The organism is Rhodococcus sp. PvP016 (genome assembly GCF_017832185.1).
Lineage (GTDB): Bacteria > Actinomycetota > Actinomycetes > Mycobacteriales > Mycobacteriaceae > Rhodococcoides.
Genome location: NZ_JAFIBH010000001.1, coordinates 2,246,930 through 2,270,214, shown reverse-complemented (window position 1 = coordinate 2,270,214; position 23,285 = coordinate 2,246,930). Strand labels below are relative to the sequence as shown.

Annotated in this window: 23 protein-coding genes and 1 pseudogene; 9 read left to right on the top strand and 15 right to left on the bottom strand. The window is 68.8% G+C overall.

Going from position 1 to position 23,285, the window contains the following annotated elements; translation table 11 throughout:
* Together JOE30_RS21525 and JOE30_RS10660 are read right to left on the bottom strand one after the other, a co-directional pair.
* Entirely contained in the window at positions 1-1,356 is a 1,356-nt protein-coding gene (locus tag JOE30_RS21525) for an ice-binding family protein (RefSeq protein WP_275581296.1), read from the bottom strand.
* Between the two features lie 436 nt (positions 1,357-1,792).
* A complete protein-coding gene (locus tag JOE30_RS10660; RefSeq protein WP_204866568.1) occupies positions 1,793-2,545 on the bottom strand; it encodes an IclR family transcriptional regulator in 753 nt (250 codons plus the stop codon).
* A 195-nt stretch (positions 2,546-2,740) separates the two neighbouring features.
* On the opposite strand from JOE30_RS10660, the gene JOE30_RS10655 reads away from it, so the two are divergent.
* Both JOE30_RS10655 and JOE30_RS10650 read left to right on the top strand, forming a co-directional pair.
* Positions 2,741-3,505: a CoA transferase subunit A gene (locus JOE30_RS10655; RefSeq protein WP_204866566.1), complete on the top strand. Its 765-nt coding sequence runs from the start codon at positions 2,741-2,743 to the stop codon at positions 3,503-3,505.
* Complete coding sequence (locus tag JOE30_RS10650) at positions 3,502-4,167, top strand: 3-oxoacid CoA-transferase subunit B (RefSeq protein ID WP_204866564.1); 666 nt, start codon at positions 3,502-3,504, stop codon at positions 4,165-4,167. The genes JOE30_RS10655 and JOE30_RS10650 overlap by 4 nt, the downstream gene beginning before the upstream one ends.
* 17 nt (positions 4,168-4,184) lie before the next feature.
* Here the strand turns inward: JOE30_RS10650 and JOE30_RS10645 are convergent, their stop codons facing one another.
* Genes JOE30_RS10645 through JOE30_RS10635 form a run of 3 tightly spaced genes read right to left on the bottom strand, consistent with a single transcriptional unit; the run spans position 4,185 to position 7,008 of the window.
* Positions 4,185-5,210, bottom strand: a complete 1,026-nt coding sequence (locus JOE30_RS10645) for an NAD(P)-dependent alcohol dehydrogenase (protein WP_204870263.1) — start codon at positions 5,208-5,210, stop codon at positions 4,185-4,187.
* Between the two features lie 36 nt (positions 5,211-5,246).
* On the bottom strand, positions 5,247-5,951 hold the full coding sequence (locus tag JOE30_RS10640) for an iron-sulfur cluster assembly protein (protein ID WP_204866563.1): 705 nt from the start codon (positions 5,949-5,951) through the stop codon (positions 5,247-5,249).
* Between the two features lies 1 nt (position 5,952).
* Positions 5,953-7,008 (bottom strand): amidohydrolase family protein, encoded by a 1,056-nt coding sequence (locus JOE30_RS10635; protein WP_204866562.1) that lies wholly within the window; start codon positions 7,006-7,008, stop codon positions 5,953-5,955.
* 167 nt (positions 7,009-7,175) lie between these two features.
* Here JOE30_RS10635 and JOE30_RS21670 point away from each other — a divergent pair, with 167 nt between their 5' ends.
* Both JOE30_RS21670 and JOE30_RS10625 read left to right on the top strand, forming a co-directional pair.
* Positions 7,176-8,639, top strand: coding sequence for a helix-turn-helix domain-containing protein (locus tag JOE30_RS21670; RefSeq protein ID WP_239532349.1), 1,464 nt, complete (start codon positions 7,176-7,178; stop codon positions 8,637-8,639).
* 61 nt (positions 8,640-8,700) lie between these two features.
* Positions 8,701-9,468, top strand: coding sequence for an ANTAR domain-containing protein (locus tag JOE30_RS10625; RefSeq protein WP_204866561.1), 768 nt, complete (start codon positions 8,701-8,703; stop codon positions 9,466-9,468).
* Positions 9,469-9,474: 6 nt separating this feature from the next.
* Here JOE30_RS10625 and JOE30_RS10620 read toward each other — a convergent pair whose 3' ends face one another.
* Positions 9,475-10,224: a TIM barrel protein gene (locus tag JOE30_RS10620; RefSeq protein WP_204870261.1), complete on the bottom strand. Its 750-nt coding sequence runs from the start codon at positions 10,222-10,224 to the stop codon at positions 9,475-9,477.
* A 26-nt stretch (positions 10,225-10,250) separates the two neighbouring features.
* The gene (locus JOE30_RS10615) at positions 10,251-11,297 is read right to left on the bottom strand and encodes a Gfo/Idh/MocA family oxidoreductase (protein WP_204866560.1); all 1,047 of its coding nucleotides are present in this window, start codon (positions 11,295-11,297) and stop codon (positions 10,251-10,253) included.
* Positions 11,298-11,423: 126 nt separating this feature from the next.
* Between JOE30_RS10615 and JOE30_RS10610 the strand changes: the two genes are divergently transcribed.
* Positions 11,424-12,401, top strand: a complete 978-nt coding sequence (locus JOE30_RS10610) for a LacI family DNA-binding transcriptional regulator (RefSeq protein WP_204870259.1) — start codon at positions 11,424-11,426, stop codon at positions 12,399-12,401.
* On the opposite strand, the gene JOE30_RS10605 is transcribed toward JOE30_RS10610, so the two are convergent.
* A complete protein-coding gene (locus tag JOE30_RS10605) occupies positions 12,391-13,047 on the bottom strand; it encodes a helix-turn-helix domain-containing protein (RefSeq protein ID WP_307806136.1) in 657 nt (218 codons plus the stop codon). The two genes, JOE30_RS10610 and JOE30_RS10605, sit on opposite strands and share 11 nt — an antisense overlap.
* A gap of 163 nt (positions 13,048-13,210) precedes the next feature.
* Between JOE30_RS10605 and JOE30_RS10600 the strand changes: the two genes are divergently transcribed.
* On the top strand, positions 13,211-14,614 hold the full coding sequence (locus JOE30_RS10600; protein ID WP_239532348.1) for an MDR family MFS transporter: 1,404 nt from the start codon (positions 13,211-13,213) through the stop codon (positions 14,612-14,614).
* Positions 14,615-14,663: 49 nt separating this feature from the next.
* The gene (locus tag JOE30_RS10595; RefSeq protein ID WP_204866558.1) at positions 14,664-15,416 is read left to right on the top strand and encodes a GAF and ANTAR domain-containing protein; all 753 of its coding nucleotides are present in this window, start codon (positions 14,664-14,666) and stop codon (positions 15,414-15,416) included.
* A gap of 17 nt (positions 15,417-15,433) precedes the next feature.
* On the opposite strand, the gene JOE30_RS10590 is transcribed toward JOE30_RS10595, so the two are convergent.
* From JOE30_RS10590 to JOE30_RS10570, 5 genes are all read right to left on the bottom strand, one after another.
* A complete protein-coding gene (locus JOE30_RS10590; protein WP_307806135.1) occupies positions 15,434-16,063 on the bottom strand; it encodes a pentapeptide repeat-containing protein in 630 nt (209 codons plus the stop codon).
* Between the two features lie 391 nt (positions 16,064-16,454).
* Positions 16,455-17,066 (bottom strand): vitamin K epoxide reductase family protein, encoded by a 612-nt coding sequence (locus JOE30_RS10585; RefSeq protein ID WP_204866557.1) that lies wholly within the window; start codon positions 17,064-17,066, stop codon positions 16,455-16,457.
* Between the two features lie 92 nt (positions 17,067-17,158).
* Positions 17,159-18,700 (bottom strand): AMP-binding protein, encoded by a 1,542-nt coding sequence (locus tag JOE30_RS10580; protein ID WP_204866556.1) that lies wholly within the window; start codon positions 18,698-18,700, stop codon positions 17,159-17,161.
* Positions 18,701-18,740: 40 nt separating this feature from the next.
* On the bottom strand, positions 18,741-19,325 hold the full coding sequence (locus JOE30_RS10575; RefSeq protein WP_239532347.1) for a TetR/AcrR family transcriptional regulator: 585 nt from the start codon (positions 19,323-19,325) through the stop codon (positions 18,741-18,743).
* Between the two features lie 48 nt (positions 19,326-19,373).
* A complete protein-coding gene (locus JOE30_RS10570) occupies positions 19,374-20,222 on the bottom strand; it encodes an SDR family oxidoreductase (protein ID WP_204866554.1) in 849 nt (282 codons plus the stop codon).
* Between the two features lie 65 nt (positions 20,223-20,287).
* Between JOE30_RS10570 and JOE30_RS21820 the strand changes: the two genes are divergently transcribed.
* Positions 20,288-20,977: an alpha/beta hydrolase fold domain-containing protein gene (locus tag JOE30_RS21820; protein WP_204866552.1), complete on the top strand. Its 690-nt coding sequence runs from the start codon at positions 20,288-20,290 to the stop codon at positions 20,975-20,977.
* A 36-nt stretch (positions 20,978-21,013) separates the two neighbouring features.
* On the opposite strand, the gene JOE30_RS10560 is transcribed toward JOE30_RS21820, so the two are convergent.
* Together JOE30_RS10560 and JOE30_RS21815 are read right to left on the bottom strand one after the other, a co-directional pair.
* Entirely contained in the window at positions 21,014-21,247 is a 234-nt protein-coding gene (locus JOE30_RS10560) for a hypothetical protein (RefSeq protein ID WP_204866550.1), read from the bottom strand.
* A gap of 56 nt (positions 21,248-21,303) precedes the next feature.
* Positions 21,304-22,324: pseudogene (locus tag JOE30_RS21815) on the bottom strand (C4-dicarboxylate ABC transporter).
* Between the two features lie 241 nt (positions 22,325-22,565).
* Here JOE30_RS21815 and JOE30_RS10550 point away from each other — a divergent pair.
* The gene (locus JOE30_RS10550; RefSeq protein ID WP_204866548.1) at positions 22,566-23,279 is read left to right on the top strand and encodes an SDR family oxidoreductase; all 714 of its coding nucleotides are present in this window, start codon (positions 22,566-22,568) and stop codon (positions 23,277-23,279) included.
* The last annotated feature ends 6 nt before the right edge of the window (positions 23,280-23,285 follow it).

The following is a 23,285-nucleotide window of genomic DNA, read 5'->3' as shown; positions in this document are numbered from 1 at the left end:
TCAGCTCTTTCGACGACGCAGCACCAGGGCCGACCCGATGATCGCCGCGGCCGCGAGGCCGACCGACACGGGCTGCCAGTGGTCTGCCGACCGGACGGTGCTGCCGTCACCCGTGTCGACGCCACCACCCGGGACCTGAGTGATCTGACTGCCCGGCGAGTACTGGCCCGGAGCGTCCGGACCCGTGGGGACACCGGGGGTTCCGGGGGTGTTCGGGGTGTTCGGGGTTCCCGGCGTGTTCGGGGTTCCCGGCGTGTTCGGGGTACCCGGCGTGTTCGGGGTACCCGGCGTGTTCGGGGTTCCCGGCGTGTTCGGGGTTCCCGGCGTGTTCGGGGTACCCGGCGTGTTCGGGGTACCCGGCGTGTTCGGGGTACCCGGCGTGTTCGGGGTACCCGGCGTGTTCGGGGTACCGGGCGTGTCCGAGGTGGGCGGGACCGCCGGTGCGGTGGGCACCGACGAGGTGGGCGGTGTACCCGGCAACCCCGGGAGACCCGGGATGGTGATCACGGGAGGGACACCGGGGATCGACGGCAGTCCCGGGATCGACGGGATCGGAATCACGATGGGAGGCACGACGACTCCCCCGTCGTCGACCGGGGTGGTGGTCGTCTGCGGGGAACAGTCGTTGGCCGTGATCACGTTGTTGTCCAGAGTGACCGCACCGTTCCGCGCCAACATGCGACCGGAGACGGTCGCACCGTTCTGCACGCTGATCGAGGTGAGGGCCAACACCGTTCCGACGAACGTCGTGGAGGTACCGATGGTCGCAGAGCTGCCCACCTGCCAGAAGACGTTGCAGGGATTCACGTTGATCAGCGCCACCCTGCTGCCGGACCCCGTGATCAACGTGGACGGTGCCTGGAAGACGAAGACGGCGTCGGGATCCGATCCACCGTCCAACGTGACGGTACCGTTCAGGCCCAGTGCGCTGGAGGCCTTGTAGACCCCGGGAGCGAGGGTACTTCCGGTGATGTCGGCAGAGACGTTCGCCGAAATCGGCTCAGCGCTCGCCTGGTCGTATGCCGTGGTGAGATCCGACTGCGCCTGCAGCGCAACCGCATCGGCTGCGTGGATCGTGCCGTTGTTCACGACGCCGGGCGGGAACCCCGTGACGGCCGCGTTCGGACTGGTTCCGAGATCACCCGAGATGACCGACGGGCCGGTGTTGGTCACCCCCGCACCGGCCAGGACCGCGTATCCGGCGGCGGTGCCGAGTCCCACCGGAGTGGCGGCGTCGGCGGTACTCGCGCCGACGATCATCAGAGCCGCCGTAGCGACGGCGACGGTACCCAGCGCGGGGAGACGGCCTCGCTTACCGGCGTCGGAGGAAGAGCGGTCGAGGTGAGTCCTGGTCATTCGGTTCCTTGCGCGATGTGGTGAGCGTGCCGCATCCGAGATGCGGCGCGCGTGGAGCGCAGACTCTGTCCCCGACGACGCAGAGCGGTGCGATGAAGACCCGGCGACGTCGGCGCGTCGGTGACCGTCCGAAGAGACGACCACGGCGCCGAGGGGCAGGTGTGAGATCGAGCCGACTCCATCGAATGCGATGAAGATTTACGGCATAAACGAGAGTGAACAGGACGATAAAGGTAAAGTCAATGTGTGCCGTATTTGTAACGTTTCACGAAGCCACAGAACCACGTTGAACGCTATCGAATCAACTGTATGACAACAGGTATCGGTACATCTTGTAATGATCGACGCAACCTCGTACACGCATTCTCCATATAACGGGCGAATAACTTGGATGCGCCGTCCGCGTTCTGTCCGACCGGCCGAATTCGGCCTCGGATCACCGCAGACGTGAGGTCAACACGTGGGCGGCCCGCAACAGCTGTTCGCCGAGAACGGGACGCCGGGCATCGTCGAAGCGGCCGGCCACGCCCGTCAGACTCAGCGCCCACGCCGGGGCGTCGCGGCGATCGAACACCGCGGCCCCGAGCCCCCAGCTACCTTCCACCAACAACCCGGGATTCACCGAGTATCCCTGCACGAGAACCTGTTCCACCCGTTCGGCGATATTGTTCGGCGAGTGACATTCTCCCCAGCCCCCGAGATCTGCACGGCCCAGATACTCCGCCCGCTCACGTTCGGGCAGGTGCGCGAGGATGACCAACCCGGCGGACGCGACACCGAGAGGCATGCGCAGGCCGATGTGGAGGACGTGCGAGCGCAGCGGAAAGCTGCCTTCCTCGCTCGCGATGCAGACCGTCTCGTCGCCTCGACGTGCGGACAGGAAGGCGCTCTCCCCCGTCGTGCGGGCCAGATCGCGCAGGATGTCTCCCGCGCTCGACGTGATGTCGTACCGCTCCGCTGCCATCGATCCGAGAAGAAACGTCTCGGGCCCCAACGCCCACCGGCCCGACTCGTGCCGATCGACGAAGCCCTCCGCCGCCAACGCGGTAACCATCCTGTGGACGGTGGGCCGCGCCAATCCGGCGGTTCTGGCGATGCCTGTGGTCGACGCGCCGTCCGGCTCGTGGTCACCGATGGCACGCATCACCGCCGCAACTCGTGCGATGACCGATCTCGCTGCCTCCGCCATCACCACAGTCTAGGGCTCGCGGGGTGTCCATTCAGTGAACGCCGAGCCGCTGATCGTTCCACGAGTCGAGCAGTTCGCTGTCCGAACCCCGTATCGCCTGCGAATACGCCGCGGTCCTGGTCGAATACAGACAGTGCGCGCGTCCACTCACCGGACCCGTACGTCCGATCGGTATCCGAATCTCAGGAGGAACTCGTGGCCACCGAAGTCCTGTCCACACCCGCCGACGCGGTCCGCGGCGTCACGGACGGCGCCACCCTGGCCGTCGGCGGCTTCGGGCTCTGCGGCATCCCCGACGCGTTGATCGACGCCCTGGCCGCCACCGACGTCACCGATCTCGAGGTCTTCTCCAACAACTGCGGAGTGGACGACCACGGCCTCGGCATCCTGCTCGCGGCACACCGTATCCGTCGCGTCACGGCGTCCTACGTCGGCGAGAACAAGGAGTTCGCCCGGCAGTACCTCTCCGGCGAGCTCGAGGTCGAGCTCACTCCCCAGGGCACTCTGGCCGAGCGACTACGAGCCGGGGGCGCGGGCATCCCGGCGTTCTTCACCCCGGCCGGTGTCGGCAGCCCCATCGCCGACGGCGGGCTCCCGTGGCGCTACGCCACCGACGGATCCGTCTCACTGGCATCACCCCCGAAGGAGACCCGCGTCTTCGGCGACAAGCGATACGTCCTCGAGGAGGGCATTCGCGCCGACTTCGCGCTCGTGCACGCGCATGTGGGCGACACCGACGGCAACCTCGTCTTCGACAAGGCAGCCATGAACTTCAACCCTCTCGCCGCCATGGCCGGCCGCATCACCGTCGCTCAGGTCGAGCATCTCGTGCAGCCGGGCGAGATCGACCCGGCGCACGTGCACCTTCCCGGTGTGTTCGTCCAGCGCATCGTCGAGACCGGCCCACAGACACCCCGCATCGAGAAGCGCACCACCCGACCCGCAGGAGACGCACGATGAGCACGGACACCGGATGGACCCGCGAGAACATGGCCCGGCGCGCGGCGGCGGAACTGCGCGACGGTGATTACGTGAACCTCGGGATCGGGTTGCCCACACTGATTCCCGGCTTTCTCGATCCCGCGATCCGGGTCACGCTGCACTCCGAGAACGGCATCCTCGGCACGGGCCCTTACCCCACCGAGGACGAGGTCGACGCCAATCTCATCAACGCCGGCAAGGAAACCGTCACCACCCTGCCCGGCGCGGCATTCTTCGACTCCGCGCTGTCCTTCGGCATGATCCGCGGCAGCCACATCGACACCGCCGTCCTCGGCGGCATGCAGGTCTCGTCGACCGGCGACCTCGCCAACTGGATGGTCCCGGGCAAGATGGTCAAGGGCATGGGCGGCGCCATGGACCTCGTCCACGGCGCCGCGCGCGTCATCGTCGTCATGGAGCACACCGACCGGGACGGCAACCCCAAGATCGTCGACGCGTGCACCCTCCCCCTCACCGGTCAGGCCGTCGTCGACCGTGTCATCACCAACTACGCCGTCATCGACGTCGTCGGCGACGGCACCCTCGTCCTACGGGAGACCGCGCCCGGTGTCACGGCCGCGCAGGTTCACGACGCCACCGGCGCCACCCTCACCGACGCGGACGACCTCGTCGCGCACTGACCGGCGGCGGGCCGTTCTCACGGCGTGAGGATGGCCCGCCCCCGCACCGTGCCCGCGTCCAGATCGTCGATGGCACTCTGGAAATCGTCGAGTGCGTACTTCGCGGTGTGCAGAACCACGGACCCGCGGGCCGCGAGAGCCATGAGGTCGCACAGGTCGTTGTAGGACCCGACCAGGTTGCCGATGACGTTGATCTCCGACGACACGATGTCGATGGTCGGCACGTCGATGTTCTCGCCGTATCCTACGACGTGGTAATTGCCCGCCTGCCGCAACATCGCGATGCCCTCCGCCGTCGCGCCGCCTTCACCGACGAAATCGATGACCGCTTCGCCGCCCTGCCCGCCGGTGAGCTCGAGCACCTGCTCGATGTGGGTGCCGTCGGCGACGACGCCATGATCCGCCCCGATGGACAGGGCCAGCTTCACCGCGTCGGCGTTACGGTCGACGACCACGATCTCGGCCGCGGTCAGCGCCTTCAGCACCTGAATCCCGATGTGCCCCAGCCCGCCTGCGCCGATCACCACGACGCGGTCGCGGGGAGTCAGATGCCGGGAAGCCTTCGCCGCGGCGTGATAGGCCGTCAGTCCGGCATCGGCGAGGGCAGCCACGTCCGCCGGCTCCAGGGAGTCGTCCAGCTTCACCACACTGCGTGCCGACGTCTTCAGGTACTCCGCGTAGCCACCGTTCGTGTCGATGCCGGGGAACTGGTTGATCTCGCAGTGCACGTCGTCGCCGGATCGGCAGGCGCGGCAGAGCCCGCACGTGATGAGCGGATGGACGATGACCTTGTCGCCCTCCTGCACGTTGGTCACGGCGGAGCCGACGGCGTGAACCCACCCGGCGTTCTCGTGGCCGATCGTGTACGGCAGCGTCACGTTCGACTTCTCGGCCCACTGCCCCTCGAGGATGTGCAGATCCGTACGGCACACCCCCGCTCCGCCGATCCGGACGACGACGTCGAACGGCCCTGTCGGGGTGGGAACGGGCACCTCGGTCATTCGGAGCTTCTCGTGGTACCCCACGACCTGGACTGCGCGCATGGTGCTCATGTCATGTCTCCTCGGTTCTCGGAAAGGTCAGGCGTCGACCGTCGTACGGTCCGGATCGTCGTAGCGGGTACGGAGCAGTCCACGGCAGAAGTGGGCGTTGCCGTCGATCGAGATGCGGGTCGATCGAGCCCGACGCAGCGCGAGCGGCACGTCGAGCTGCGCGTAGCAGGCTCCGGTGTGATCGACCATGACGATGCTGCCGGGCGCCTCCTCCAGGCCGAGGGACCGGCGCCGCGAGAGCAGCGCCCTGGTCGTCTCGTCGTCCGGGAGATCCCCCAGCACAACGGTTCCCATGTCCTCCATGCGACGGGACGGATCCCGCTTCAGCAGTGCGGTCAGGCACCGCTCCATCGCCGCGACGTGAGCCTTGCGCTGAAACGTCGTCCGGAGCTCCTCCAGGTCGTTCTCCGCCTCGTGCGCGAAGGTACCCCGGTACCCGGCGTCCGCGGCGAGTCCCGCGTTGATGATCGGCGAGTCGTGGTGGTCGTCGAGTTCCACCGTCACGTTCCGCGTCCACGGCAGGCCGGTGAGCACGTCCTTCGCGTCGGAGGCCATGAGGTAGGCGAAGTTCGGCGCGCAGAAGGATGTCGGCAAGCGCAGGTGCACCACGACGTCACGGTCCTCGGAGACGGTGAGCGACTGCACGAAGTCGAGGTCGGTGATCGGCTCGTCGAGCTCGGGATCGATCACCACGTCCAGAGCCCGCATCGCCGAGTCGGCACGGGTGGTCATCTCACGCACCCACGAGAACGTCGTCGGCGGCCGCACGGTCGGCACCGCGCGGGCCGGTGGCGGTCTCGTCCGCATCGGCGATCTGCAGCTCCGCCGGAACCGGGATGTCGTACATTTTCGCAGCGTTCAGGCCCAGCACCTTGCGCTTCTGGTCCATCGTGATCTCCGGGTACTCATTCAGCTCCGCCGGGATCTGGAAGTCGACGAACGACTCGATCAGCCAGCGCGGTGTCCACAGGGCGTAGTCGGACGAGAACTGGATCCGGTCCTCACCGAGCCAGTAGAGCAACTCGCCCATGATCTGGCCGAAGTACTTCGGCCGGGAATGGATGAACGGCATCGCGACGGCGAGCCCTGCATGCACGTTCGGCTCCTGGGTGGCGATCCAGCAGAAGTCCTCGAGCCGCGGGAGACCGCAGTGCTCGACGACGAAGTTCAGATCGGTGAAGTCGGTGGCGACATGATCGACGTCCGCCACGTCGAAGGCATCGCGATCGAGCGGCCTGATGGTCGGTCCCTTGTGGACGTGGATGTTGGTGATCCCGAGCTCGCGGCAGACCTCCAGGTAACGCCGGGTCCAGTCGTCGTCGAGCTTGTAGCCGCGAGAGTCTCCGTGCCACTCCGCCGTGTAGAGCTTGACGCCCTTCAGCCCGAACCGTTCGGCATCGGCGCGGAGCTGATCGAGCCCACGCTCGCCGTTGCGCGGATCGAAGTGGTGGTTGTAGGTGAGCTTGTCGGGATTCTGCGCCGTGAGGGCCCATGCCTCCTCCGTCTGCCCGAACCCGTTCACGTAGAACTCCCCGAGGTGGGCCGGCTGGAAGATCGCATGATCGACGTACCCGTCCTCGAAGAGGTCCTTCATCAGGCGGTCGCCGCCCTGGTAGAGATACTCGTCGTACGGCCACAGCTCGCTCTCGGGCGACAGGTTGCGGTGGTAGTCGTAGAAGCAGTCGATGAACTGCTTGCCGTGGATGTTGCGCTGGTTCTCGGGCCGCGCGTCCCACAGCGCGACGTGCGCGTCGACGATGAAGAAGCTGTTGTCGCCCTTGGTGTACATCGAGGTCCCTTCGTCGTGTGACTGGCGTCACCTTCACTGGCTCGACGCTAGGGCGCGACGGACGGGAAGCGGGCGTCGCCGGCGTCTCAATCTGAGACGGTCGACCACCTCCCGGGCGCTGTAACCTGGATCACAACCCGACCGCTTCGACCCACCAGGACGCCCGCGTGCCCGCACAGCTCCCCGAACACCGGACCGGCTCCGGCCGCGAGGTGGACGCGGTCGCCGGTGCGGTACCCCCTCGGCTCCGCGCCTCCTGGCTACGGAGTCGGCGCTACGGCATCCCGGTGGATCATGTCGAGCCGGTCTTCGCCGGGACGGAACGGCAGGAGTCGCTCTTCCGGCAGTGCGGGGACGAAGTGCTCGCCGACCTGCAGCAGACCCTCACCGCCGAGCCGGTGGGCCTCATGCTCACCGACGCCGACGGCCTCGTCCTGTCCCGCCTGAGCGGGGACCACACGTTGCTCCGCGCGCTCGACGACGTCCACCTCGCGCCCGGCTTCGGCTACTCGGAACGGGAGGTGGGGACCAACGGTCTGGGTCTCGCGCTGGCCGACCTGGCACCCACCCTGGTCCGAGCGGAACAGCACTACTCCCACAGCCTCACCGGCTTCACCTGCGCGGCCGCCCCGGTGCTGGATCCCGCGACGGGTCGTCTGCAGGGTGCCGTGAACCTCACCACCTGGTCCCGGACGTCGAGCGACCTCCTACTGACACTCGCACGGTCGGCCGCGAGCACCATCTCGCTGTCGATGTCGTCCCGATCGACCGGTCGACGAGAGCGACCGACGGTGCGTCGCAGCCTCTTCCGCATCGAGCACGGGTCCACCGGCACTGGCGTTCGACTCGGCGCGGAGTGGTCACGACTGGAGGCGGACGCCCACTCCGCGATGGCCGCGGGATCGACCGTCGCGGTGATCGGCCGCCCCGGCTCCGGCCGCTCGTCGCTGGTGACGCACGCTGCGCGGCGCGCCTTCCCGCGCCACCGCATTCTCTCGGCAGCGGCCCCCGCACCCGACGACGTCGACACGTGGCTCGACCTGTGGACGTACGAGGCGGATCGCAGCGATACGGTCGTCGTTCTACGCGACGTCGACACGCTCCCCGACTTCGCCGCGCAGTCACTCGTCGACCTGCTGCGGTCCGCCGATACCCGGATGCCCTTCGCGGTCACCGCGGAACGCTTGCACGACATCCCGGCCGCACTCGCCTCCGCGGTCGCGTCGGTCGTGTCGCTGCCCCCGCTGTCGGACCGACCGGACGACGTCGTGCCGTTGGCTCACGAGTTCGCGCGGGCTGTGCGCGGCCGCGATGTACGCATCACCTCCGCGGCGGAACGCGCTCTGCAGCAACATGACTGGCCGCAGGGCGCGGCAGAGCTACGTGACGTCGTCACCCGGGTCGCGTCACGGGCGGACGTCGTCGACGTCGCGATGCTGCCCGCCGCACTGCTGGCGGGCCGAACCCGCCGATTGTCGAGCATCGAAGCCTTCGAGCACGGTGAGATCGTCCGGGTGCTCGCCTCGGGCAAGGTCACGATGAGCCAGGCGGCCAGGCAACTCGGGATGAGCCGCGCCACGCTCTACCGAAAGATGGCCTACTACAAGATCGATCCGCGCAACCCCGGCTGAACCACCTCGGCCGCGTAGTCTCCTCCCCAGACGACTCGACATCAGCGGGAGGAGCGCGACCATGGACGACGAACTCGCGCGACGTCTTCTCGCACTGCGCGACCTCCCCCACTTCCGTCGGGCCCGCGAACGGGACTCGACGGCGACGACCACGGTCTCCGATTTCCTGACCGGCTCGGTGGACGACGATGCCGCTCTGCTCGTCGTGCTCGAGCAGGGCGCGGCGGCGGCGGTCCGGACACTCGACGGCGTGACGCACGCCGGCATCACCGCCACCGTGGACGGCCACCCCTTCACCGTGTCCCCCACCGACGCCGTCGTCTTCGCGCTCGACGCCCAGCAGTACGACCTCGACGACGGACCCTGCCTGCGCGCGGTGCGGACACACTCGTCGCTGCACTTCTCGCACGACGAGGTGGCCCGACTCTGGCCGCCCCTGGCCGCCCTCGCGGCGAGGGCCGGCGTGGACCGGGTGCACGCGTGCGCGCTGACCGTCGACGGAGCGGCCGCCGGCTCGGTCAACCTGTACGCCGCGGGGTCTCCCCTGTCCTCCGCGCAACTCCAGGCCGAGGACGATCTGGTGTGCGTCCTCGTCGACCACCTCGACAGTGCCCTGTGGTCCTACGGCCGCGGGCGCGACCTCGACGCCGGAGTCCGACGGATCGGTGCGGCCATGGCGGACCGCCGGGTCGTCGGCATCGCGGTCGGCATCCTGATGGTGAGGGACGATCTCGACATGGGTGAGGCACGCGACGTCCTCGAGAACGCCGCAGCCGCAGCGGAACTGCCACTCGTCGACGTGGCCCGCCGCATCACCGAGGACAGCTGACCGAGATCATGGCGCCGTGAACGCCGCCTCGAAGGCGTCGAGCGCCTCGTCGGGGTCGGCGCGTGCCCACCCTTCGAGTCCGACGACACCGTCGTACCCCATCTCGCGTAGTGCCGAGGCGACGACGGGGTAGGCGATCTCCCCGGTGCCCGGTTCGCACCGACCCGGAACGTCGGCCACCTGGATCTCGCCTATCCAGGGAAGCGAGCGCCGCACGGTCTCGATCAGGTTCCCCTCGCCGATCTGAGCGTGGTAGAGGTCCAGATTCAGGCGCAGTGCCGCACTGTCCACCGCGGACACGAGAGCGAACGTGTCCGCCGCGGTGGCGAACGGAGTGCCCGGGTGATCGACCGCGGTGTTGAGGTTCTCGAGGGTGAACACGCGACCGGCACGCTCGCCCAGCTCCGCGACCCGGCGCAGTGTGTCGGCCGCCCGGAGCCACATGTCGGGGGTCACCGTGTGCTCGGGGTGGACCGGCAACCCCTCCGAATCGAGACCCGTGCCGTGCAGATTGAGGCGCGGGCAGTCGAGCCGATCGGCCACCCGCAGCGACTCCGCGGCCGTGCGGAGCAACTCGTCGATGCCGTCCGGGTCGGTGAGGCTTCCGCTCAGGTACCCGGTCATCGAGGAGAACCGGGCACCCGTGGCCCGCAATTCGTCGATGTTCTTCGTCGACCAGTTCCAGATCTCGACCTGCAGGCCGCGGTCCGCGATCCGTCGGACCCGATCGACGAACGGCAGATCGAGGTGGAGCATCTCGGCGCTGGCCGCCAGCGCGTACGTCACCGGACACCGTCCGAGTCGAGATCCGCGACGGTGACCGTGGCACCGGACCGCACACTCTCGATCGCGGCGAGCGCGATCGACAGGGCGACCCGCGCGTCGGAACCACCGACGAGCGCGGGCGTCGAGTCGCGGACCGAGGACACGAACGCGGTGAACTCGCCGATGTAGGCCTCGCGCAGCAGATCGGTGTCGCGACGGGCGGTGTCCACGGTGATCCCGCGAGCGTCGTACAGCGTCATGTCGCTCGACGCCGCGGTGCCGGCAGTGATCATGCCGCCGGATCCGAACACCTCCCCGCGGACGTCGTAGCCGTACAGCGCGGAGAAGTTGGCCTCGGCCGTCGCGAGGGCGCCGTTGTCGAACGCTATGGTGACGACGGCGGTGTCGAGAAAGCCGTCGTCCCTGGCCTCGGGCCGGATCAACGCGTCGGCCATGGCGTGCACCCGCACCGGAGCGGCTCCCGGGTTGAGGAAGCACAGCGTGTCGAAGTCGTGGATCAGAGTCTCGAGGAAGACGGTCCACGGTGGAACGCGGCTCGGATCTCCACCCCACGGACCGGGATCACGGGTGAGCGACCGCAGCAGCTGGGGCGTCCCGATCCTGCCCTCGTCGACGGCCCGGCGTGCCGCCGCGAACCCCGGCGCGAAGCGTCGGTTGAAGCCCACCTGGAGTGTCACTCCCGCCGCTCGTGCGGCGGCGATGGCACGGTCCGCGTCCTCGAGGGTCACGGCCATCGGCTTCTCGACGAACACGTGCTTCCCTGCCTCCGCGGCCGCGACGACGAGATCGGTGTGACTCCGCGCAGGAGCAGAGATCACGACCGCGTCGACGTCGTCACGCCGCAGGGTCTCCTGGATGTCGGTGGACGCCGTCGGCGCACCGAGTTCTCCGGCGAGCCTGTCGGCGGCGCCGGGCACCGGATCCGCCACTGCCCGCAGTGCGGCACCCGGTACCCGGCGCGCGACGATCTCGGCGTGGTTGGCGCCGATCCTGCCCGCACCGAGCACCGCGATGCCCACCACCTCCGAACGATCGACTGCCATGTCGCCTCCTACTAGTACGTTCTAGTTTGCCTGATGGCAGAGGCTAGAACGTACTAGACGCCGACGTCAACACCCCCGTACGATCGGGGCGTGACCACCAGGAGACGAACCGCGCGTCCCGTCACGATGACCGACGTGGCACGGGCGGCAGGAGTCTCCACCGCCCTGGTGTCCATCGTCTTCCGCGACTCCCCCGGCGCCAGCGACGCGACCCGTGCGCGGGTCCGTGAAGTCGCCGACGAACTGGGGTACGTCCGCGATCGACGGGCGAGCAGCCTGCGGCAGTCCCACTCCCGGCTTCTCGGGGTCGTCTTCGAGCTGCAGCAACCGTTCCACGGGGATCTGGTCGAGCACGTCTACGCGGCCGCGGCCCGACGGGGATACGAGGTGGCTCTCAGCGCCGTCGCACCCAGCCGAGGTGAGACGGCGGCCATCGACTCCCTGCGTCACGATCGCTGCGAGGCGACCATCCTCCTCGGCAGCCGACTGCCGGAGGACGAGCTGGCCGCGCTCGCGCGCACCGTTCCCACCGTCGTCGTCGCCCGCCGTGTCGACAACCCGGACACGGTGACGGTGCGCAGCGACGACGTCGCCGGCATCACGCTGGCGGTACGGCATCTCGCGGAGCTCGGCCATCGGCGCATCGCCTTCGTCGACGGCGACGGCGCACCGGGCAGCGAGGACCGATCCGCCGGTTTCCTGGACGCCCTGTCCCACATCGACGACGCCCGGGCCGAGGTGGTGCGGGGCGGCCTCACGGAGGACGACGGAGCGCGAGCCGTCGAGGGACTCCTCACCGCCGAGCGGCCGCCCACCGCGGTGATCGCCTTCAACGACCGGTGCGCCACAGGCGTTCTCGCCGCACTGGTGGCTCACGGACTCGCGGTGCCGCGGGACATGTCGGTGATCGGGTACGACGACTCGCGCGTCGCCGGACTGGACCACGTCGCACTCACCACGGTGTCCCAGGACGCCGAGAGCCTGGCCGAGGCGGCGGTCGACGCCGCACTCGCCCTCACCGTCGACGACGGTGCGCCGAGCATCGTGCTGACGCCCAGCCTGGTGTCACGGTCGACCACCGGCGCCCCCAGAGCTACGTCGTGACGTCCGGGGCGGCGCCGGTCACCACGGTCCGCAGATCACGGCAAGCGACGCGATAGATCTCCGCCAGGTCGGCGTCCCGATCCCCGTCGTCCACGCGCGCAGCCCACGTGTCGAACGCGACCCGGACGGTCATGATCGCCGTCTCGGCGGTCAGACGGGAGGGCGATCGCGGAACTCGCGCCGCCAGCGCGTCGGCCAGGCGAGCGATGACCACTTCGTCGAGGGCGATCGCCGCGGACCGCAGGTGCGCATCCGACACGATCAGCCGACGGACACGCATCACGCGATCCGACGACGCCGTGTTCGCCGCATTCATGCGCCGGAGGAACCGCGCCACGATGTCCTCGATGCCGACCAGACCGACACTGTCGAGGTCGGCCTCGGTCACCCACGTCAGGATCTCGCGCTCGAGCCCGGCATCGAAGCCGACGACGGACTGCTCCTTCGTGGGGAAGTGACGGAAGTACGTGCTCTGCGAGATACCCGCGCCGCGAGCGATGTCGCCGACCGTGGTGGACGCGAATCCCTGTCGCTCGAACAGTTCCAGTGCCGCCAGCGAGATCTCGGAACACATGTCGCGGCGTCGACGTTCCCTCAGATCGGGCACCGCTGTCGCCGCCGCATCGGTCGAGCCGTCTCCACTCACGACATCACTCCTCTCCGAATGGCCGTCACCTTACATCAACAATCAGTTTGACAGTGACTGTCATACAGGAAGACACTGTTACGACACCGAACGACAGAGAGGCCCCACGACGATGCAGGTTCAGCAGACAGAGGCGGACGCGCCGCGCGTGGCGGACGGGCCCATGCCACGGAGCAGTCGGCTGTTGATCGCGGTGCTCGTGGTGTCGGCGTTCGTCATGATCCTCAACGAGACGATCATGAGCGTCGCGCTGCCCACCCTGATGGTCGATCTGGCCATCGACGCCGGCACAGCGCAGTGGCTCACCACCGGCTTCCTCCTGACCATGGCCATCGTCATCCCCACCACGGGCTTCCTCTTCCAGCGCTTCACCCTCCGCCAGGTCTTCTTCGCGGCAATGACGCTGTTCTCCGTCGGCACCGTTCTCGCCGCGTCGGCGCCTGGCTTCCCACTGCTGCTCACCGGTCGAGTCGTCCAGGCCGGCGGCACGGCGATCATGCTTCCTCTTCTGATGACGACCGTGCTGCGGCTGGTCCCCGCCGATCGGCGCGGCCGCATGATGGGCGTGATCTCCATCGTCATCGCCGTGGCTCCGGCCGTGGGCCCGACCATCTCGGGCGTCATCCTCAGTGCGCTCGACTGGCGGTGGATGTTCTGGCTCGTGCTCCCGATCGCGTTGCTGGCCTTCGCGATCGGATCCCGCCTGGTGGAGAACGCCACCGCGGCGAGCACCGTGGCCCCGTTCGACGCCGTCTCGGTGGTGCTGTCCGCGCTGGCGTTCGGCGGCATCGTGTACGGACTCGGCAGCCTGGGTCACGCCGCCGAGGGCACCGCGGTCCCCGTGTGGATCCCGTTGGGTGTCGGCGTCGTCGCACTGATCGTGTTCGTCCTCCGGCAGATCGCTCGTCAGGACTCGGGCCGGGCCCTGCTCGACCTGCGTCCGCTGCGCACCCCCACGTTCAGCATCGGCCTGGGCATGCTCTCCATCAGCATGATGGCGCTGTTCGGTGCCCTGATCCTGCTGCCGATGTATCTGCAGAACGTCCGCGGGCTGGACACGTTGACCACGGGCCTGATGCTCCTTCCCGGCGGTCTGATCATGGGCGGTCTCGCTCCCGTCGTCGGACGGGTCTTCGACCGGGTCGGCCCCCGCCCACTGGTGGTCCCGGGCGCCGTCGTCGTCAGCGCCGCACTGTGGTCGATGACGATCCTCACGGCCGACACCGCCCTCCCCGTGGTCGTCGCGATCCACTCGCTGCTCAGCGTCGGACTCGCTCTGATCATGACTCCGCTGATGACCTCCTCACTGGGTTCGGTTCCGCCGCAGCTGTACTCGCACGGCAGCGCGATCTTCAACACCGTGCAGCAGTTGGCGGGAGCGGCCGGCACCGCGCTGTTCGTGACCGTGATGTCGACCGCTGCGGCCTCCCGACTGGCCGGTGGCGTGGGCGACGTGGCGGCGCAGCAGTCGGGGATCCACACCGCGTTCCTGTGCGGGGGTGCCGTGTCCCTGCTGGCAGTGGGCGCCTCGTTCTTCATCCGTACGCCCGCGCCGACTCCGGCGTGACCTCGGTCGTCGTCGGAAGGTTGTCGGCCCGTCGTGGTGCAATGGTGCGGTGAACTCCTCTGACTCCCTGCCGCTCGCGGTCGTGATCGGTAACGCCGTCCGCTCGTTGAGCGCGTCGGGCACCGACGACGACCATGCTGCAGAGTTGATGCACCGCCTGGTCGACGCCGCGTGCGCGTGCATCCCCCACACGGACATGTGCGGAGTCACCGTCGAGCTGAACGGCGCACCCTTCGCGGCCGCGACGTCGTCGGCCACCGTCTCCGCCATCGACCTCGAGCAGTACGACGCGGACAGCGGTCCGTGCCTGCACGCCGCTCGTGAGGGCGAGACGGTGCTGGTCGACTGCGTCGCGGGAGACGACCGGTGGCCGGAGTTCGGCACCACCGCGCGTGCCGCCGGGATCGCCGCGATGATGTGCACCCCGGTGCGGGTGGGTGACCGCACCATCGGTTCACTCACCCTCTTCGCCCACACCCCGCACTCGTTCGACGACCTGGACCGTCAGGTTCTCAGCACGCTGGTCGGCGCTGTCTCGGACGCGCTGGAGCGCGACGACCGGCACCGCGACCTCTCGAGCACCGTCGACGGCCTCCGCGAAGCCATGGCCCACCGCGCGCCCATCGAGCAGGCCAAGGGCATTCTCATGGCCCTGCGCGGCATCGACGACGCCGCGGCGTTCGAGGTGCTCTCGACCGAATCGCAGCGCACCAACCGCCGACTGCGGGACATCGCCCGCGAGTTCGTGGCGTCGGTGACGGACGTCGCGCCGGCCGAGATGACCGGCGCGCGTCCCGCCTGACGTACCAGCTCGACCGGTCACCAGCCGGGCGGAACCTCCAGGTCGGGTGGAAGTCGGGTGTTCCGATCCCCGCGCGCGGACGCGAGTTGCGTCCGGGTGACGAACAGCGCGTCGCGCAGGTCCGCGCCCCGGACGTCCGCGCCGCGCAGATCGGCCCCGAGAAGGTCGCATCCCGCGAGATCGGAACGGCGCAGATCTGCCCCCACCAGTGACGCCCCGCGCAGGTCGGCACCGACGAGCCGCGGAGCACGCAGGTCGGCGCCCGCCAGGTCCGCTCGTGGGACGAGCCGAGAGTCTGTCACCGCTCCGTCCGCGAAGTAGGCCGCGCGCACCTCGACACTCACGGCGTCGAGCACCTGCCGAACACGTCCTCGCACGGACGCCACGTCGACCGCGAGAACCGACGCGGCGCCGGCCTCGATCGCGGCAGAGATCTCCGCGCACAGCAGGTCGACCTCGTCGGTCAGGTCGCTGTCGTGGCCACGCGTGCGCACCCGCGTCAGATGCCACAGCATCTCGTGCAGGTCCATCACGACCTCGAACGTCGAGAAGACGGTGCGCGCGGTCGCGTCACCGTCCCGCCACGACGTGGCCGGGAACATCGTCGTACTGACGAGTTGGCCGGCGCCGAAACAGTCGAAGGACACGCAGCCGCGGTAACCACGTCGAGGCAGCGCGGAGTGGATCGAACACCGGAACGTCGTGTCCAGATGGGGACACGGAACGCCCGGTGGTTTGTCGGTCGCGAACTCCACCGATCGCGAGAATCCGAGGGCAGTGCAGCACAGGCCGGTGCATCGCGCGCACTCGGCGCGCAGGGTGGACGGACGAGGGACAGGGGCCGAGAACGGCTCGTTCATGAGGTACTCCGGAGAGAAGTGACAGGGGCCGGAGGCGGCGGAGCCCTCGGAAGGGTCCGCCGACACGGGCGCACGCAGTCACCACCGAACGCACGGGGTGCGCTCGGTCGGAGCCACAGGGCCTGATCAGGACATCATGAAGAGAATCACTGCCCGCAGAGTAGCGCACCGACAACGGTCAGCCGAGCACGAACCTCTGCACGACGAGTCCTGCCAGCACGAGGTACCACACGGCGAGGGGGACGGCGTGGTAACGATTCAGCAGATCCCTCGTCCGGCCCGGTCCCGCCAGAGCCGACACGTTCACCACCGTCACGTACCAGAAGACGGGCACCGTGACGGCCCACACCACCATGCAGTACGGGCACAGTGCACCGATCTCGTACAGGCTCTGCACGATGAGCCAGTGCACGAAGGCGACGGCCGCGGTGACCCCCACCTGCAGCCCCGCCCAGAACCACCGGTCGAGACGCGTGCGCATGAGCAGGGCGACGCCCACCATGGCGACGATGGCGAAGCCGCCCACCCCCATGAAGGAGTTGGGGAATCCGAGGACGGCCGCCTGGCGCGATGCCATGACCGAGCCGCAGTTGACCACGTCGTTGAGGTTGCACGTCGGCGCGTACGACGGGTCCGCCGTCAGCCGAATCTTCTCGTAGGTCAGCACACAGGCGGCCGCGAATCCGATGATCCCGCCGATCAGCAGCACCCACGGCAGCACGCGCGCCGGGGTACCGCGGGACGGACGGTCGACGTCGACGTCGTCGTCGGACAGCGAGGACATCGTCATCGGTGGGATCCCGTCGGAGAGTCGGAGGGTCGGAGAGTGGTCGTCGAGTCCCCGAGTGTAAACAGCCTCCCTGAGAGATCGGCTTCGGCGAGTCAGTTGACCTCGCGGTCCATCCCGTCCCAGTAGGGCGTGCGTAGCTTGAACTTCTGCAGCTTGCCGGTGGCCGTGCGCGCCAGCACGTCCCGGAACTCCACGGTGGTCGGCGCCTTGTACCCGGCCAGTCGCTCCTTGCACCACGCGATGAGGTCGGCCTCCGTCTTCGAGCCGGCGTCCACGCCCGGCGCGAGCACCACCAATGCCTTGATCGTCTCGCCCCACTTCTCGCTCGGCACCCCGATGACGGCGACCTCGCTCACCGAGGGATGGGAGAAGAGGCAGTCCTCGACCTCGATGGACGAGACGTTCTCGCCGCCGGTGATGATCACGTCCTTCTTCCGGTCGGCGATGGTGAGATAGCCGTCGTCGCCGATGACGCCGCCGTCACCGGTGTGGAACCAGCCGCCGTCCAGCGTTCTGGCGCTCTCCTCGGGCCGTCCCCAGTAGCCCTCCATGACGACGTTGGATCGCGCCAACACCTCACCGGTCGGGTCGACGTCGAGTCGGACACCCAGCGCGGGGGCACCGGCCCGAGTGAGCTTCGCGGCACGCTCCTCGGGTTCCAGATCGTCCCACTCCTGGCGAGTGCGGTTGACGGTCAGCAGAGGGGACGTCTCGGTGAGCCCGTAGATCTGGATGAACTCCCACCCCAGCTCACGCTCCACTCGCGCAACGGTCTTCGTCGGCGGCGGCGCACCGGCCATGATGATGCGCACCCGATCCCGGCCGGGGATCTCGCCCTCCCACGACTGCGCGGCATCGAGCACCGCTGCCGCGACGGCGGGGGCCGCACACATCACCGTCACGCCGTGATCGCTTACGCGGCGCAGGATCTCGGCGCCGTCGACCTTGCGCAGGACGATGTGCTGCGCACCGACTCCCGTCATCGCGAACGGCTGGCCCCAGCCGTTCGCGTGGAACATGGGCAGGGTGTGGAGGTAGACGTCGCGATCGCTGACACCGACGTGCATGCCGAAGGTGACCGCGTTGACCCAGATGTTGCGGTGCGTGATCTGGACACCCTTCGGGCGAGCCGTGGTCCCCGACGTGTAGTTGATGGCGGCGGTCGCGTTCTCGTCCGGCTCCCAGGCTGCCGGAGTGGATCCCGGCGGGGCGTACAGGTTCTCGTCGTCACCGAGAACGACGACGTGTTCGCACTCCACGTCGCCGAGTGATTCCTTCAGCTCCGGATCGATGTAGAGCACGCGCGCACCGGAGTCCTGGACGATGTACCGCACCTCGTCCGGCCGGAGTCGAAAATTGACGGGGACGATGACGCGGCCCCAGCCACTGATTCCGTAGAACGACGTGAGGAGGCGGCCCGCGTTGTGGCTGACGATCGCCACTCGATCGCCACGCTCGATACCCAGATCGTCGAGCTTCGCGGCCTGCCGCCGGGCGAGGTCCGCCATCTCGGCATAGGTCGGCGATCCGAGGCTCGGAGCGGGCTGATCGGGCTCGTCGACGAGTCCGATCCGGTCTCCGTACACGGCGGCGGCGCGGTCGAGGAAGTCGGTGACACTGAACGGGACGAACATTCGACCGACACTAACAAGGCGCCGCGCCGTGCGGCGCGGTTCACCGAGAGGCGGTGCCCAACAGGTCGGCCATCATGCCGACGAGCCACTCCTCGACGACGTCGAGCGGCCGCGTGCTTCGTTGCGCCTTGCACATGAGGAGGGCGCCCTCGATGGCCGACAAGGCAAGGGTTGCAGCGCGTTCCGCGTCGTCACGAGCGACACCGCGCTCGCACAGAGATGCCGCGATGATCTTCTCCCACGACGTGAAGGCCGCACCTGCCGCATCGCGGGCACCCGGGGTGTTGGGCCCCTCGACGGCTGCCGCACCGACGGGGCACCCCGCGGCGTGATCCGTAGCGACGAGTTGGTCGCGGAACGAACCGACGATGGAGGCCATGGTGCGCTCGGGTCCCCGCGACGCGAGACCCGCCGAGATCATCGATCCCATGACGTCACCTGCACCCCGTGTCGCTTCCTCGACGAGCTGCGGGCGTCCTCCGGGAAAGTGGTGGTAGATCGACCCGCGCGGCGCATGGGCATGCTCGATGACGTCGGCCACAGAGGTGGCCTCGACACCCTTCTCCCGGAACAGCAGCGCCGCGCTGCGCAACATGTCGGTACGGGCGGTGCTCTGCCTGGGCATGGGATTCCTCTCGTTCTATGCACCGCACTATACCGAGAACGCTCGTGCTCAGCCGACGGTGAGAAACTCCCGGAACGAGAGCGGTCGGCGTCCGGTGATCGCCTCCACGTCACCCGACACGTCGGCGAGAGCGCCCGAGGCGATGGCCGTGTACGTCGACACCCACGCGTCGTTCTGCCAGTCGGGTGCCGCCCACCGTGCCCTCGACTCGTAGGCCTCCGCCACCGTCTCGTCGTGGAACCGCACGTCGACTCCCCGGACCTCGGACAGTGTGGCGGCCACCTCCGTCATCGACAGCGCCTCGGGCCCGGTCAGATCGTAGGTCCGGCCGATGTGACGGGCCGGGTCGCTCAGCACTGCCGCAGCGGTGCGCGCGACGTCGACGCGGGCGACGAGCGCGGCACGCCCCTCCCCCGCCGGTCCGCGCAGCACACCGTCCTCCCCCACGAAGTGCTCCATGACGTCGAGGTAGAAGTTGTCCCGGAGGAACGTGAACCCGACACCCGTGGAACGGATGTGACTCTCCGTGGCGTGGTGATCTCGCGCCAGGGTGAAGACGGCGTCCGGCGCGGCGCCGACGAACGACGTGTAGACGATGTGGCGCACCCCGGCGGCGACGGCCGAGTCGACGAACGTGCGCTGCTGGTCGACACGATCGGCGCTCTCGGAGGCGGAGACCATGAACAGGACGTCGATCCCGGCGAGTGCCTGCACCGCGGCAGTCGCGTCCGAGTAGGAACACTGCGCGACGTCGGCGCCCGGGTGTGACGGCGCGCGACCGGCGTCCCGCACCAGCAGACGCTGCGACGCGCCCGCAGCGGCGAGCGACGCGGCGACAGCGCCGCCGAGTGCGCCGGTCGATCCGGTGACCGCGACAGAGGTTCGGGTGACGTTCATGGGCTTCCCTCTCGTGACACGATGGCGCCGGACGATCACCGACCAGGAGACTTTTTCATGGCGACGTGGCAGATGCGTGCGGTGGCGGTGTACGTGCGGGCGACGGCGAAGCGGACGATGGCGTCCGAGGCGCGTGCCGAGCGCCGGATGCGGCGGCCGAAGAACTCTCCGACTCCTCCGACGCGCATGGCGGGACGGCACGACATCGAGCGGTTCGAGGTCGCGGGACGGCCCGTCGACGTGGTGCGTCCGCGCGAAGACCCTGCGTCGGCGGCGTCCTGTATCTCCACGGCGGAGCGTTCGTCAGCGAGATCGCCGCTCAGCACTGGTCGCTCGTCGATGAGCTCACCGAGGCGGGGCTCGCCGTCGCGGTACCGCACTACGGCCTGGCTCCGGATCACACCGTGGACGACGCCTACCCCCTCCTGAGGTCGGTCCACGAGAGGATGGTGGCCGAGCACGGGATCGACCACACCGCGATCATGGGTGATTCTGCCGGCGGCACCCTCGCCCTCGGGCTCGCACAACGGCTCGCGGCGGCCGGCAGACCGGGGTCTCATCTCTGCCTGATCTTCCCGTGGCTCGATCTCGCGCTGACGAACCCGGCGATCCCCGACGTCGAGGCGCGCGACCCGTGGTTGACGAGCGTCGGCCTGCGACATGTGGCGCGGAGTGTCCCGGTGCGATCCACGTCTACCCCCTGCTTCCCACACCCGAGGGGGCGAGCGCACGGCGCAGCATCGTCGGCACGCTGATGCGCGATCTCACGACCGCGCCCTGACGTCGAGGCGTCAGGTGTTGCTCACCGCGTCACGACGCGCGCGGAGACGCCGGAGACGGACGACGACGACCACGGCGAGCAACAGCCACCCGGCGCCGATCACACTGCAGCCGACCACGACCATGGTGCGTAACGGGTGATCCTGGTCGAGGCGCGCGCCGACGAGCGCCCAGAACAGGCCCAGCACCGCGAACAAGGCCATCGCTTGCGCGACGGATCGCTTGAACGTCACTCGTCTCGTCACCAGCGGGGTGTACCCCGAACCGGTCGCGAACTACCCCCGAGGGGGTGCGAGTCTCGTCACGCGGGAACGACGATGGTGCCGCGCAGGGTTCCCCGCACCGTGCGGGTCGCGACCGTGGCCCACGCGACCGACAGCACCGCGAACAGCGCGACGGCGAGATCGTCGACGAGTGCCGAACCGAGTGCGCCGCCGAGCGCACTCGCTCCCGTGACGCAGGTGCCGATGGGGAACGTGAACGACCACCACGTCAACGAGAAGGGCAAGGCGTGTCGGAACGCGCGCACGGTCAACGCCGTCGCCGTCGCGAACAGCAGGGCGGCGAAGCCGCCGAGCACCAGACCGAGGACGATGCCGACCACGTGCAGCCCGACCGCCACGGAGGCCTGCTCCCCCGTGAACACCGCTGCCGCCTGTGTGCCGAGCAGATTCGCCGCGGTGATCGCCTGGCCCACGACCCCGAGCATGATCCACACGGTCGGCGGCGGCTCCGGCGGGGACCGCGCCGCGCAGCAGCGCTCCGTGCACATGGGCCAGTGTCAGCATGCCGACGACGAGGGCCAGGCCGAACAGCGCGTAACAGAACATCGTCACGGCCACACGCAGCTCACCGCCGAGGAGCGGAAGCAGCAGGGCACCCGTGGACGCCGACACCATGGGCGGGACCACGGGCATCAGCCACGCGGGGATCGCGGTGCGATCGCGATGCTCGACGCGGGTCATCATGACGTAGGGAACGACGACGCTCGTCGCCAGCCCGAGCACAGTTCCGACCACCCAGAGGGTCACGAACACCGCGGTGGCAGCGCCGTTCCCCACGATGTCGCCACCGACCAGTCGTGCACCGGCACCCACGGTGAGCAGAGCCATCGGGACGGCGCCGTGGAACTGCATCATCACCGGGTCCGCTGCATGGCGCAGTGCGATGCTTCGGTGCCGCTGCCACGCCGCCGCGTAGGCCACACCGAGAACGACCAGTGTGGCGACGGCGCATAGCCAGATCGCGACCGCCAGGACGCGGATGCCCGGGATCTCCGTCCTCAGTGTCGCCGCTGCGGTGGCGACGATGCCGGTTCCCATGACGGACGCGAACCAGTTCGGCGTCACGTGCGCGAGTAAGTGGTCCGGACGTGCACTGGTGGAGACGGTGGTGGTGATCATGCCTCGATCGTGTCCGGACATGCGCCCGGTCGGTAGACCGCGCGCTCTTGTCACCCCACAATCCGAGGTTGTGGCCGCGCGAACCGCATCGCGGAACAAAACATGACCACGCTCGGTTATGAGTGCAGTCATATTTGTCCGTCACAGAATCGAGCGCGTCATGACCTCACTCGCCGGATCCGTCGTCCTTGTCACCGGAGCCAACGGTGGCATCGGCACGCAGTTCGTCCACGATGCCCTCGCCCGCGGCGCCGCCAAGGTCTACGCCTGCGCCCGGACGCCGCGCGACTGGGACGACGACCGCATCGTTCCCCTCACCCTGGACGTGACCGACCCCGCGTCCGTCGAGGCCGCCGCCGCACAGGCCGCGGACGTCACGGTGCTGATCAACAACGCGGGCGCACTTCCGCCCGGCGCCAGCCTGCTCGACGTCGAGGTCGCCGACATCCGCGCCACCATGGAGGTGAACTTCTTCGGTCCCCTTCTCGTGGCGCGAGCGTTCGCGCCGGCACTGATCGCCCACGGCGAGGGCGTGTTGATCGACGTGCACTCGGTCGCCAGCTGGTACCACTTCGGTGGCGCGTACAGCGTGTCCACGGCGGCGCTCTGGGCGGCCACCAATTCCCTACGTCTCGAACTGGCGCCCCACGGCGTGCTCGTCACCGGTGTGCACATGGGGTACGTCGACACCGCGATGGCGGCGGGCGCCGACGGGCCGAAGTTGACGACCGAGCAGCTCGTCGCGGCCGTTCTGGACGGAGTCGAGGCGGGTGAGACGGAGGTGCTGGCCGACGAGTCGACCGTCGGCACCAAGGCGGCACTGGCCGGACCACTCGATGCCCTGTACCCCGGATCCCGCCCCACCACAGTCTGATTCGAC